Annotated in this window: 10 protein-coding genes; 2 read left to right on the top strand and 8 right to left on the bottom strand. The window is 73.3% G+C overall.

Annotation, left to right across the window (positions count from 1 at the left end; all coding sequences use genetic code 11):
* The first annotated feature begins 63 nt into the window (after positions 1-63).
* Positions 64-1,260 carry a thiolase family protein gene (locus OG738_RS33940; RefSeq protein WP_329047232.1) on the top strand — a complete coding sequence of 399 codons (1,197 nt, stop codon included), beginning with the start codon at positions 64-66 and terminating at the stop codon, positions 1,258-1,260.
* On the opposite strand, the gene OG738_RS33935 is transcribed toward OG738_RS33940, so the two are convergent.
* Together OG738_RS33935 and ligD are read right to left on the bottom strand one after the other, a co-directional pair.
* Positions 1,191-1,643 carry a hypothetical protein gene (locus OG738_RS33935; protein ID WP_329047231.1) on the bottom strand — a complete coding sequence of 151 codons (453 nt, stop codon included), beginning with the start codon at positions 1,641-1,643 and terminating at the stop codon, positions 1,191-1,193. The two genes, OG738_RS33940 and OG738_RS33935, sit on opposite strands and share 70 nt — an antisense overlap.
* Before the next feature lie 14 nt (positions 1,644-1,657).
* Positions 1,658-2,608 (bottom strand): non-homologous end-joining DNA ligase, encoded by a 951-nt coding sequence (gene ligD / locus OG738_RS33930; RefSeq protein WP_329047230.1) that lies wholly within the window; start codon positions 2,606-2,608, stop codon positions 1,658-1,660.
* 41 nt (positions 2,609-2,649) lie between these two features.
* On the opposite strand from ligD, the gene OG738_RS33925 reads away from it, so the two are divergent.
* Positions 2,650-3,486, top strand: coding sequence for a PHP domain-containing protein (locus OG738_RS33925; protein WP_329047229.1), 837 nt, complete (start codon positions 2,650-2,652; stop codon positions 3,484-3,486).
* Positions 3,487-3,826: 340 nt separating this feature from the next.
* On the opposite strand, the gene OG738_RS33920 is transcribed toward OG738_RS33925, so the two are convergent.
* Genes OG738_RS33920 through OG738_RS33895 form a run of 6 tightly spaced genes read right to left on the bottom strand, consistent with a single transcriptional unit; the run spans position 3,827 to position 13,001 of the window.
* A complete protein-coding gene (locus OG738_RS33920) occupies positions 3,827-5,860 on the bottom strand; it encodes an MDR family MFS transporter (RefSeq protein ID WP_329047228.1) in 2,034 nt (677 codons plus the stop codon).
* Between the two features lie 28 nt (positions 5,861-5,888).
* A complete protein-coding gene (locus OG738_RS33915) occupies positions 5,889-6,368 on the bottom strand; it encodes a GNAT family N-acetyltransferase (RefSeq protein ID WP_329047227.1) in 480 nt (159 codons plus the stop codon).
* Positions 6,369-6,413: 45 nt separating this feature from the next.
* Positions 6,414-7,583: a glycosyltransferase gene (locus OG738_RS33910; RefSeq protein ID WP_329047226.1), complete on the bottom strand. Its 1,170-nt coding sequence runs from the start codon at positions 7,581-7,583 to the stop codon at positions 6,414-6,416.
* Positions 7,583-8,389, bottom strand: coding sequence for an alpha/beta fold hydrolase (locus OG738_RS33905; protein WP_329047225.1), 807 nt, complete (start codon positions 8,387-8,389; stop codon positions 7,583-7,585). Before OG738_RS33905 ends, OG738_RS33910 begins: the two co-directional genes overlap by 1 nt.
* Positions 8,386-8,712 carry an acyl carrier protein gene (locus OG738_RS33900; protein WP_329047224.1) on the bottom strand — a complete coding sequence of 109 codons (327 nt, stop codon included), beginning with the start codon at positions 8,710-8,712 and terminating at the stop codon, positions 8,386-8,388. Before OG738_RS33900 ends, OG738_RS33905 begins: the two co-directional genes overlap by 4 nt.
* Positions 8,709-13,001 (bottom strand): beta-ketoacyl synthase N-terminal-like domain-containing protein, encoded by a 4,293-nt coding sequence (locus OG738_RS33895; RefSeq protein ID WP_329047223.1) that lies wholly within the window; start codon positions 12,999-13,001, stop codon positions 8,709-8,711. Before OG738_RS33895 ends, OG738_RS33900 begins: the two co-directional genes overlap by 4 nt.
* Positions 13,002-13,003 lie beyond the last annotated feature (2 nt).

Here is a 13,003-nt window from a genome sequence, read left to right as displayed (position 1 = left end):
TGTGGAATCCAACTCACCAGGCGTATACCGAAGGCATCCCCGATCTGCGAGGAGGCAGACGCCATGACGGACGCGGTGATCGTCGACGCGGTACGGACCCCGATCGGCAAGGGCAAGCCGAACGGAACGCTGGCCGGGGTGCACCCGGTCGACCTGCACGCCCATGCGCTCCGCTCGCTCGTCGAGCGCACCGGCGTCGACCCGGCCCGGATCGACGACGTGATCAGCGGCGCGGTCGGCCAGATCGGCGAGCAGAGCATGAACACCGCCCGCTGGGCCGCGCTGGCCGCGGGCCTGCCGGAGTCGGTGCCCGCGGTGACCGTCGACCGGCAGTGCGGCAGCAGCCAGCAGGCCGTCCACTTCGCCGCGCAGGGCGTCATGGCCGGCGCGTACGACGTCGTGATCGCCTCCGGCGTCGAATCGATGAGCCGGGTGCCGATGGGCAGCCAGGTGGCCGGGCGCGACCCGTTCGGGACGCAGGTCGCCGCCCGCTACCCGGACGGCCTCGTCCCGCAGGGCATCAGCGCCGAGCTGATCGCCGCTAAGTGGGGCTTCAGCCGCGCGCAGCTCGACGAGTTCTCCGCCGAAAGCCACCAGCGGGCCGCGAAGGCGTGGGCCGAGGGGAAGTTCGCCGGCGAGGTCGCGCCGCTCAAGGCGCCGGGACCCGACGGCGTGCTCGTCGACGTCACCACCGATGAGACGGTCCGGCCGTCGACGACACCGGAGATCCTCGCCGGGCTGAAGCCGGCGTTCCGCGCCGACGTCTGGGAACAGCGGTTCCCCGATCTCGGCTGGCACGTCACCGCCGGCAACTCGTCGCCGATCAACGACGGCGCCGCGGGCCTGCTGCTCACCAGCAGCGAGACGGCGAAGGCGCTCGGGCTGCGGCCGCGCGCCCGGATCCACAGCTTCGCCGTCGTCGGCGACGACCCGCTGTACATGCTGACCGGCGTCATCCCGGCCACCCGCAAGGTGCTCGCCCGGGCGGGGCTTTCCGTGGGCGACATCGACGCATTCGAAGTCAACGAGGCGTTCGCGAGCGTCGTGCTCGCCTGGCAGGCCGAGATCGGCGCCGACCTGGCGAAGGTCAACGTCAACGGCGGCGCGATCGCCATCGGGCACCCGCTCGGCGGCAGCGGCGCGCGGCTGATGACGACGCTGCTGTCGGTGCTGGAGCAGACCGGCGGCCGCTACGGCCTGCAGACGATGTGCGAGGCGGGCGGCCTCGCCAACGCGACGATCATCGAGCGCCTCGACTGACGCGCGAGGTAGGCCCGCAACGCCGCCACGGCTCCTCCCGGATCCGTGGCGGCGACCGGGAAGACCGCGTCGAAGCCCGCTGTTTCGGGGCCCGGGCCGCCCAGCCGGCCGGCGAGCACCACGGGCAGCCCGGCCAGCGCGGAGTCGGCTCGGACGTGGCGCAGCACATCGAGTCCCGAAGCACCGAGCGCGGTCGAGAACAGGAGACACCCCGGACGCTCGCGGTGGCACGCGCCCAGCACCACCTCGACCGGGGGTCGCGCGCCGAGGGCGCGGACGTCGTGGCCCGCGCGTTCGAGGACCACCTGCAACGCGACCAGGCTCCACGCGGCCGCGTCCAAACCGGACAGCACGATCTTCACCCCGGACAGAGCCGCTCGCACGCCCGGAAAATACGTCAGTCGGGTTCGGGGGGTTCCTCGACGCCGTCACGGTCGGCCCACTCCAGCAGCGGATCGAGGGAGAAGACGGCCTTGTCGATGCCCGCGTGGAGGTCGCCCAGCTCCGCGAAGCGGGCCGGGACGGTGGCGATGGTGAAGTCGCCGGGCTCGACGTCGTCGATCTCGTCCCAGCGGATCGGCGTCGACACCGTGCCTTCCGGGTTGCCGCGGACCGAATAGGCACTGGCGATCGTGTGGTCGCGGGCGTTCTGGTTGTAGTCGACGAAGAGCAGCCGGGGGTCGCGGTCCTTGCGCCACCAGGTGGTCGTGACGTCGTCCGGGGCTCGGCGTTCGACTTCGTGCGCGAAGGCCAAGGCCGCGCGCCGGACTTCCTTGAAGCCCCGGTCCGGCTCGATCCGGACGTAGATGTGCAGGCCGCGGCCGCCGGAGGTCTTCGGCCAGCCGACCGCGCCCAGCTCGTCGAGGATCTCGTGCGCGACGTGCGCGACCCGGCGGACGCGGTCGAAGCCGCAGTCGGGCATCGGGTCGAGGTCGATGCGCCACTCGTCGGGCTTCTCGGTGTCGGCGCGGCGCGAGTTCCACGGGTGGAACTCCACAGTGGACATCTGGACCGCCCAGGCGACGTGGGCCAGCTCGGTCACGCACAGCTCGTCGGCGTGGCGGTGGTAACGCGGGAAGGTCACCCGGACGGTTTCCAGCCACGGCGGCGCGCCGTTCGGCACGCGCTTCTGGTGGACCTTCTCCCCCGCCACCCCGGACGGGAAGCGGTGCAGCATGCACGGCCGCTCGCGCAGCGCGTTGACGATGCCGTCGCCCACCGAGAGGTAGTAGTTGACCAGGTCGAGCTTCGTCTCGCCGCGGGCCGGGAAGTACACCCGGTCCGGGTTCGAGATCCGCACGGTGTGCGGCCCGACTTCCAGCTCGACCGCCGCCGACTTCTGCGCCATGAGCCAGACGGTAGCCGATGTCGGTGGCTACCGTGGGTTTCATGAGCCTGCCGCCGGACGGTCACGTCCACACCGAATGGTCGTGGGACACGGTGACCGGGTCGATGATCGGCTCGTGCGAGCGGGCCCTGGAGCTGGGACTGCCGTCGGTGGCGTTCACCGAGCACGCGGACCTGACGCCGTGGCTGATCCCCGAGCCGGTCCGGCCGCTGTTGTCGGACCACTTCCGGGTGCGCCTGCGCCCGGACGGCGTCCTGGAGCCGCCGGACCTGGACGTCGCGGGGTACCTGGCGTGCGTGTCGGAGTGCCGCTCGCGGTTCCCGTCGCTGCGGATCCTGTCGGGCGTCGAATTGAGCGAGCCGCACTGGCACCGCCCGCGCGCCGACGCGCTGCTCGCGGCGCACGACTTCGACCGGGTGCTCGGCTCGGTGCATTCGCTCCCGGGCGGCGGGCACCACCACGAGCTGACGGTGATCACGGACCGGCCGCCCGGCGACCTCCTGCGGGCGTACCTGGCCGAGGTGCTCGACCTGGTCGAGTCGACGGCCGGCTTCGCGGTGCTGGCGCACATCGACTACGCGCTGAGGTCGTGGCCCGCGGAGGGCCCGCCGTTCGCGGCGGCGGAGTTCGAGGAGGAGTTCCGGACGGTGCTGCGCGCGCTGGCGTCGAGCGGGCGGGCGCTGGAGGTCAACACGCAGGTGCCGCTCCCGGGCGAGGTGGTGCGCTGGTGGTTCGAAGCGGGCGGCGACGCGGTGGCGTTCGGCAGCGACGCCCACGAACCGGGCCGCGTCGGCCACGGCTTCCCCACGGCGGCGGCGCTGGTCGAGGGCTGCGGCTTCCGCCCGGGCCGGACTCCCCATGACTTCTGGCGCCGCTGACGTGGCACTGAGTACCGGGCCGATCGCGCCCGCCCGGGCAGCACACCCCACGACATCTGGCGCCGCTGACCCCAGCGCCGAGAACCGGACCGACCGCACCCGCCGCTCCGCCACTCGGCGGTCCAGCCTGCGCTGCGAGCGCCCTGTCCGTACCCGCCAGCTCGGCCTTGGCGCTCGCAAGCAACCCTGGACCCGCACCCAGCCTCTACCGTGCCCGCAAACAAGCCTGGGTCAGCACCCAGACCTGCCGCGCCGCAACAACAACGGTCCGCACCCCGGCCCAACCCGGCCTCGTCACCGGCCGAGCGCCACTGTCACGTGAAAGCGCCGCCCGGGCGGGTCAGGCCAGGGCGTGGCGCCCGGAGGAGCGCGACTCCGCGCTCTGGTCCAGCAGCCGGGTCGCGACACGGCCGATCGCCGCGTCCAGGTTCGCCCGGTCGGCCGTTCCCCAGTCGCCGAGGCGGGAAGCCAGCCAGTCGTGCCAGGCTCGGACCACCTTGGCGAACTCCTCCTGGCCCGACGGCGTCAGCTCCCAGCCGCCGCCGCTGTAGCGCAGGTGACCGGTCAGCTCCAGCCGGTTGAACGCCGGTTCCAGCACCGGTGCGGGGACGCCGAAGTACTCGCCGATCGCCCGCAGCGTCGCCGGCTCGCCGCGGCGGTGGCGCAGGTGGACCTGCAGCAGGCACCAGATCCCGCCTTCGTCGAGGTCCGATCCGGCCCGCTCGACGATCGCCGGGGCCACCTTGCGGCGCTCGCGGAAGAACAGCGTCGCGACCGCTCGTTCGAGCTCGCGGTCGTCCGTGCGGGCCTCCGGCATCGCGAAGCCGTCGCCGAGGTCCGGGGCCGCCGCGCGGGCCGTGTCGCGCAGCGGGACCTCCTTCAGGAAGAACGCCAGCGCGAACGCCACCAGCCCGACCGGCGCCGCCGCCAGGAACACGACGTGCAGGGAGTCGCTGTACGCCTTGATCACCGGCGCCGACACCGCGTCGGGCAGTGCGTGCAGGGCGGTCGGCACCTGAAGAGCCCGAGGATCGACGCCCGGAGGCAACGACGCCACCGCCGCGGCCAGGTTCGGCGACAGCTGGTTGGCGTACACCGTGCCGAAGATCGCCGCGCCGAACGAGCTGCCGATCGAGCGCAGGAACGTCACGCCCGAGGTCGCGACGCCCAGGTCCGCGTAGTCGACGGTGTTCTGCACGGCGATGGTCAGCACCTGCATGCCGAGCCCGATCCCGAGTCCCAGCACCGCCATGTACGCCGACGCCTCCCAGAACCCCGTGTCGGTGTCGAGCCGCGACAGCAGGTAGAGGCCGATCGTCATGCCCGCGGCGCCGGCCAGCGGGAAGATCTTGTACCGCCCGGTCTTGCTCACGGCGTTGCCCGCGGCGATCGACGCCACCAGCAGCGCCAGCACCATCGGCAGCAGCCGCACCCCGGACGTCGTCGCCGACGTGCCCTGGACGTACTGCATGTACGTCGGCAGGTAGGACAGCGCGCCGAGCATCGCGAAGCCGACGACGAAGCTCATGATGCCGCCGACCGTGAACACCGGGTTGCGGAACAGCCGCATCGGCAGCATCGGTTCCTTCGCGCGCAGCTCCACGAAGACGAACGCGCCCAGCAGCACCACCGACCCGATCGCCATCCCGATGATCGTCGGTGAGCCCCACGCGTACTGCGTGCCGCCCCAGCTCGTGACGAGCGTCAGGCCGGTCGCGGCGAGGCCGATGAGCAGGATCCCGAGGTAGTCGATGACCGGCTTGACCGCGGCGCGCGCGTTCGGCATCGCCGAGGACGCGACGATCAGCACGACGACGACCAGCGGGATGTTGACGTAGAACGCCCAGCGCCAGGACAGGTGGTCGACGAAGAACCCGCCGAGCATCGGACCGGCCACCGTGACGACGCCGAACACCGAGCCGAGGACGCCCTGGTACTTGCCGCGCTCGCGCAGCGGGACGACGTCGGCGATCAGCGCGGTCGAGGTGACCATCAGCCCGCCGCCGCCCAGGCCCTGCACCGCGCGCGCCACGATCAGCCAGACCATGCTGTCGGCGAACCCGGCGGCGAACGAGCCGATCGCGAACACGATCACCGACAGCTGGAACATCAGCTTGCGGCCGAACAGGTCGCCGAGCTTGCCGACGACGACGGTCATGATGGTTTCGGCCAGCAGGTAGGACGTGACCACCCACGACAGGTGCCCGGCACCGCCGAGGTCGCCGACGATGGTGGGCAGCGCGGTGCCGACGATGGTCTGGTCCAGCGCGGCCAGCAGCATGCCCAGCAGCACCGCGCCGAACACGGCGTTGATCCGGCCGCGGCTCAGCGGTGCGGGCCCCGGCTCGTGGGCGATGTCCGCGGTGGCCGTCATCCGCACCCTCCTCGCTCGGCCTCCGAGGCTAGTGCGCGCCGTCCACTGTGGATAGCCACCCGTTCCGGTGACGCAGGGTCAGTGAGAAGGGCTCGAAGCCCTGTGCCCGGTAGAAGGCCAGAGCGTCCTCATTGGCCGTGTAGGCCTGCACGGTGATCTCGTTCGCGCCGTTTTCCTCGGCCCAGGACAGGAATGCGGCCACCAGCTCGGCGCCCACCCCGGTCCGGCGGTGCGCCGGTCCGACCCGCATGCTTTCCAGGACGGCGGTCACCGCGCCCGGCCGCAGCGGGTCGGGGCGCCGCAGTCGGCCGACCAAGTGCCCGTCACCGGCCAGGAGGCACAGGCACGCCGGATCCTGGACCAGGCCGGCGTAGTACGCGTGACCTTCGCGAGCGGGCCAGCCGGTGTCCATGAACGGGTCACGCCGCCCGCCGTCTTCGGCGAACAGCGCCGCGGCCGACCTCAGCAGTTCCGGGACGTCTTCGGGGGCGCAAGGGGAAACGGTCATGCCTTCGACCGTAGCCGGATGATTTTTCCAGGTAAATTTCGATTTTCAAGGCCGCAACCGAGCGAGGCTTTCGAGCGCCAGCTGTTCCAGGTGGCCCGCGGCGGCGGCACTTCCGCCCGCCGCGTGGAACGACGCCGCCACGGTTTCCGCCGCCCGCCGGTAGGACGGCTCGGTCAGCACTTCCTCGACCGCCGCCGCGATGCGGTCCGCGCCGGCGCGGCCGAACCGCAGCCGGACGCCCGCGCCCGCGGCCACCACCTGGGCCGCCACGATCGGCTGGTCGTCGCGGATCGGCGCCACCACCAGCGGCAGGCCGTGCCACAGCGCTTCGCACACCGTGTTGTGACCCGCGTGGCACAGCACCGCGTCGACCCTCGGCAGCAGCGGCAGCTGCGGAACCTGCCGGCGCACCAGGACGTTCGGCGGCACCGGGCCCAGCACCTCGCCGGGGTCGACGACGACGGCCCGCGCGTCCAGGTCGGCGAACGCCTGTGCCGCGGTCGCCAGGAATCCCGCGCCCGCTTCGGTGTTCGCCGTGCCGAGGGACACCAGCACGGTCGGCCGGAGCGGGTCGAGCCACTCCCACGGAAAGTCCGTTGTGGACGGACGCGAGCCCAGCGCCGGGCCGACGAGCCGCACCCGCGGCGGGAGCGCGGCCGTGCCCAGCAGTTCGCGGGTGGTGAACGCCAGGACGCCGTGCGGCGAAAACCGCGGGTCCGCCGAGCCGGCGCCGCCGGCGATCCGCGTCCGCAGGCCGGCGACCAGCGAGGCGACCCAGTCCGCGACCTTCGGCATGCCCGCGAGGGGGTCGACCAGCTCCGCCGAGGTCGTCGCCGAGGTGACCCACGGCAAGCCGCGGGCCTCGGCCAGCAGCCCGCCGGCCAGTGCCTGCTGGTCGGCGACGACGACGTGCGGCGCGAACGCGTCGATCGCCGCGCCGACGCCCGGGGCCATCGCGTCGGCCAGCGGGACGAGGAAGTCCTCCCAGAGGAACCGCAGCGCGGCCGGTCCCTTGAGCCCGGCCGGGCGCGCGGGGGCACCGGACGGCAGGCCGCAGGAGAAGACGAGCGCTTCGGGGCCGGCCAGCTGCCACAGCAGCTCCTCGTGCCCGGCCCAGGCCACCTCGTGCCCGCGCGCGGCGAGCTCGGCCGCGACGCCTGCCGCCGGGTTGACGTGCCCGACCAGCGGCGGGACGACGAACAGGAACCGGGCCACTACCGCGCCCGCACCGGGACGCGCGAGGTGTCGCGGACCCACTCGAAGATCAGGTCGATCGTCTCGGCGGTCCGCTCGACCAGCACCGAGTGGCCCTGGTCGGGCAGCACGACGCAGCGGCAGCGGTCCAGGTGCGACTCGAAGTGCGGCACCTGCGCGGCGAGGCCCGAGTCGCCGCCGAAGATCGCGAACACCGGGCAGCGCACGGCCGAGAGGTCGGCGGCGATCGTCGCACTGCGCGGGATGTCCTCGGCGATCGTGGTCGTCTGGAGGATCTTGTTGGCCGCCTTCGACAGCCGCGCGGTGTGCGCGCCGTGGTGGTCGGCGATCCAGCCGATCACCTCGTCGATCGCCAGCCGGGTCTTCGCGTCGGCGAGGCCGTCGGCCATGTGGCGCGTCCACTCGTCGGTCGGCGGCTCGCCTTCGATCACGACGACGCTGGCGACCCGGTCCGGCCGCGCTGCGGCCAGCCCGAACGCGACCGACGCGCCGAACGAGTTGCCGACGACGTGCACCGGCCGCGTCACGCCGGTCGCGTCGAGGACCGCGACGAGGTCGCCGACGAACTCCTCGAGGTGGTAGCCGGACGCGGGGCGCGTCGTGCGGCCGTGCCCGCGCAGGTCGTACATCAGCACGTCGAGGCCGCGCTCGGCGAACGCCGGGCCGAGCGTGAAGTAGTAGCTGGCGAGGCTGTCGGTGAGCAGCCCGTGGACGCAGACGACGATCGGCGCGTCCCCGTCGAGCGGGACGGCGGCGGTGAGCCGCTGGACGTGCACGTCCAGCTCGCCCGCGCGGACGCGGCTCACGCCGTCGCCCGCAGGGAGGCGACGATGTAGCGGACCAGCTCGCCGACGGTCAGCGCGATGATCTCCTCGAGGTCGCGCTCGGCGATGAACGTCGCGAAGTTGACGCGCTCGCCGTAGTGTTCGCGCAGCTGCCCGGACAGCGCCACCAGGTCGACGCTCTCCAGCTCGAGGTCGTCGTGGAACGTCGTGTCCATGGTGATCCCCGCAGTGTCTTCTACGTCGAGGCCGTACTCTTCGAGCAGCTCCTGCAGCATCCCGCCGAGCTGAGCCAGCACCGACGCCTCGTCGATCGCCTTCTGGCCGGCCGTGGTTTCGATGCTCATTCCGCGGTCTCCTTCGTCTCTTCGGTCCAGGCGACGACGTAGCGGCGCGGCGGCGCGCCGGGCAGGCTGTCGACGTCGGTGCAGTGCACGGCGTGGTCGGTTCCGGCGACGCGGACGGTGAGCGCGCCGGCCGTGGCCGCGACGACTTCGAAGTCCCGGGGCTCGCCGCGCAGGCCGGTGCCGAGCAGCTTCGCCACGGCTTCCTTGGCGGTCCAGAACCGGGCGAACCAGCGCTCCGGATCGCCCGGCAGGCTCGCGAACAGGACCTGCTCACCGGCGCCCAGCGCGGCGTCCACAGTGGACTCCACGCGCGGGACGACCTCTTCGACGTCGATGCCGCACCGGCCGTGCCGGGCGATCGCCACGCCGACTTCGCCGCGGTGGGCCAGCGAAACCGTCACCGGCGGCAGCTCGCGGCCGTACGCTCCGGTCGCATGAGGACGGCCCGCGTCGTCGTTGCCGATGCGCAGCTCGGCCGGGAACATCTCGGGTTCGCCACCGGCCCAGAGGAACTGGCGGACGGCGTCCTTCGCCGCGATCCGGCCGAGCAGCCACTGGCGCCGGCCGCGCGGCGGGCGCTGGTCGTAGGCGTCGCGTTCGGGACCCGCGAGGTAGTTGCGCATGATCAGCTCGCGGGTCGCGAGGTCCGGCCACTGCTCGTGCACCAGCGCCCAGCCGCCCGGCTGGTCGAGCGACAGCGTCGAACGCTCGGGCGTGCGGTCGGCCTGGCGGATGTGCGGGGTGCTGTCGAAGCGGCGGTCGCGCCAGCCGGTGAACTCGGCCCAGACCTGCCCGTCGTGGACGAGCTGCATGTCGGCGTCGAGGAACTCTTCGCTCAGCGCGGTGATCTTGACCAGGCACTCCAGCCGCTCCCCCGGCGCCGGGTGCGGGCCGTGGAAGCGGATCTCGCGCATGCCGACCGGGAAGACGGTGGTGCGTTCGCGCAGCCGGGACATGATCCAGTAACCGAGCACCTGGCCGACGTTGTCGAGCAGCGCACCCGGTGCGGCGGGCGTCGTGAGCACGGCCCGGACGTGCCGTTCGCCGACCGCGGTCAGCTCGGTGACGCCCTGGAAGAGCGGGCCGTGGAACATCCAGCGTTCGTCGTAGAGCTGGGCCGCCGTGGTTTCCGGGACCTGCTCCGCCGACGCGGGGAACCGCCACGGCGCGGGCGCGTCCGCCGGATACGCGGGGGCGAGCTCGACGGTCGCTTGCGAATAGCCGTCGAGGGCCGCGAGCACCCGGTCGGGACCCTGTGGCCGGACGCGCACGCCGACGCTGACCGCGGGGACCGCCGCGATCCACTGGCTCAGCCGGACGTCGTGCACGGCGACCGCGCGGCGGCCGGGCGCGGCCTGCTCGGCGAAGCCCATCAGGTGGTCGATCACCGTGGTGGCCGGGACGACCGGCCAGCGGTCGCCCGGGTCGGCCTGGGGCGGCTGCTTGAAGAAGCAGTGGTCGAGCAGGTACGGCATCGCCTCGACCGACACGGTCAGGGTCGTGTCCAGCTCCTTCGGCGGCGGAAGCCGCTTCTTCGCGGCCGGGCGGCCGGAGAGCACAGTGGACGCCAGCTCGGCGGTGTCGGCCAGCAGGGCGGCGAACTCCGCGGCGAGCGGGCCCTTCCCGGCCAGGTTGTCCACAGTGGACTCCCGGACGGCCGGCAGCGCGATGCGGGCGCGGACCTCGTCGTCCAGGGAGATCAGGTGGCCGCCGAGATCCAGCTTGACGGCCTTGTGTGGAGCCGGGCGGTCGCCGGGCAGGCGGGTGAAGTCGAGGTCGGCGCCGTCGGCCCACAGCGCGGTCGCGACCCGGCGCAGCTGGGCGAGGCCGGGCCGGTGGGCGGAATGCGCCGCGACGACCAGGTGGTCCTCGCCGTGCAGGGTGTCGCCGACGAGCGAGCCGAGCTGTCCCGCGCCGACCTGCACGAACGCGCGGAAGCCCGCCGCGTGCATCGCGCGGACGAGCGGGCGGAACCGGACCGGTTCGAGCAGGTGCCGGACGAACAGGTCGCGGACGTCCGCCTCTGCGGCCGGGTACTCCGACACCGTGGTCGCCGACCAGATCGGCAGCGCCGGAGGATGCAGCGTGAAGCCGGCGGCCGCCGCGCGGATCGGGCCGAGGTACGGCCGCAGCATCGGCGTGTGGAACCCGGACCGGAACGGCAGCACCTGCGCCACGATCCCCGCGTCCCGGAAGCGCGTCACGAGCGTGTCGACCGCCGCCGCCGGGCCGCAGACCATGGCCTGGTTCGGCGCATTGTCGTGGGAGAGCACGACGTCCGCGCGCCCGGCCAGCTCCTCCACCACCCGCGGCGCGGGGGCCCCGATCGCGGCGAAGGCGAGACCGGGGACGACGAGCGCGTCCGGGTCGAACCCGGCGAGGAACGCGTCGACCTCGTCCTCGGCGTGCAGTCCGGCGACGGCCATCGCCGTCCACTCCCCCAGGCTGTGGCCCGCGACCGCGTCCGGCGTGACGCCCAGTCGGCCGAGCGCGGCGTAGAGCAGCCGGCCAAGTTCGAAGACCGCGGTGCCCTGCCGGCCGACGTCGCCGACCTCGACGTCGTCGTGGTGCCACGGCAGACCGAAGTGGCGGGCGACGTCACCACAGTTCAGCGCCAGTTCCGATTCCAGGCCGGGGAAGACGAAGGCCAGCTTGCCGCCGCCCGGCCCGAGCAGCGGGCGGTCGGCGAACCAGACGTCGTTGCGGCCGCGCCACGGCCGGCCGCGCGCGACCGCCTTGCGGGCCAGTGCCAGCCGTTTCTCCGTCGGATCGACGATCCCGAGCCGGACGGGACCGTCGCCGACCGTCCGCGTTCCGGGCCGGTCGAGCAGGTCACGCAACTCGCCGACCGACCGCGCCGCGAGCCGCAGCACCCGTTCCGGCTCGCGGACGACGACCGGTGCGGCCCGGCCCGAGGCCTGCTGCTCCAGCACGACGTGGGCGTTGATCCCGCCGAACCCGAAGGCGTTGACGCCCGCCCGGCGCACCGCCGCGTCCCACGGCTGTGCGGTGTCCAAAGTGGAGAAGCGGGTCTTCGCGAGCATCGGGTGCGGGTCGTCGCAGTGCAGGGTGGGCAGCAGGACGCCGTGGTACACGGCCAGGGCCGCCTTGACGAGCCCGGCGATCCCGGCGGCGGGCATCGTGTGCCCGATCATCGACTTGACCGAGCCGAGCACGGCAGCGCCGCGGGGGCCGAAGACCTCTTCGAGGGTGGCGAGCTCGGCCGCGTCACCGGCCGGGGTCGCGGTGCCGTGTGCCTCCAGGAGCCCGAGCGAGTCCGGGGCCGTGGGGTCCAGGCCCGCGGCCGCCCACGCCTGCCGGACCGCGCGGACCTGGCCGCCGGAGTCCGGGTTGGCCAGGCTGGCGGTCCGGCCGTCGGAGGCCACGCCGGTGCCGGTGACCACGGCGTAGACGCGGTCACCGTCGCGCTCGGCGTCGGCCAGGCGCTTGAGCACGACGACGCCGGTGCCCTCGCCGATCAGCACGCCGTCGGCGTCCCGGTGGAACGGCCGGATCCGCTCGCTCGGCGACAGCGCGCCGAGCTGGGTGAACACGCTCCAGAACGTGATGTCGTGGCAGTGGTGGACGCCGCCGGCGAGCACGACGTCACAGCGGCCGGACGCGAGCTCGCGCACGGCGTGGTCGACGGCGATCAGCGAGGACGCGCACGCGGCGTCCACGGTGTACGCGGGGCCGCGCAGGTCGAGGCGGTTGGCCAGCCGCGACGCGGCGAGGTTGGGCACGAGCCCGATCGCGGACTCCGGCGCCTCCGGCCCGAGCTGGTCGGTAAAGGCCTGCCGGACGGCTTCGAGCCGCGTTTCGTCGAGGTCCGGCAGCAGCTCGCCGAGCGTCCGGACAAGCTGGCTCGCGGTCCGGACGCGCTGGTCGAGCCGGACGAGCCCGGGCGTCAGGTACCCGCCGCGGCCGAGCACGACCCCGACGCGTGCCCGGTCGGCGGGCAGCCGGTCCGGGCCGCCCGCGTCCGCGACGGCCTGCGCCGCGACCCGCAGCGCGATCAGCTGGTCGGGTTCGGTGGCGGGCACGGAGTTCGGCATGATCCCGAAGCCGGTGACGTCCACTTCGGCCAGTTCGTCGACGAACCCGCCGCGCCGGCAGTAGACGCGGTCGGCGCGCCGCTCGTCCGGCGCGTAGTGGAGGCTGTCCCACTTCGCCGGCGGCACCTCGGTGATCGCGTCGACGCCGCCGACGAGGTTGCGCCAGTACGCCGCAAGGTCCGGCGCGCCGGGCAGCAGCACCGACATCCCGACGATGGCCACGGGGTCCGGCATCC

It is taken from the genome of Amycolatopsis sp. NBC_01488 (assembly GCF_036227105.1).
In the GTDB taxonomy this organism is placed as follows: Bacteria; Actinomycetota; Actinomycetes; order Mycobacteriales; family Pseudonocardiaceae; genus Amycolatopsis.
This window is presented reverse-complemented; position numbering and strand designations above follow the sequence as displayed.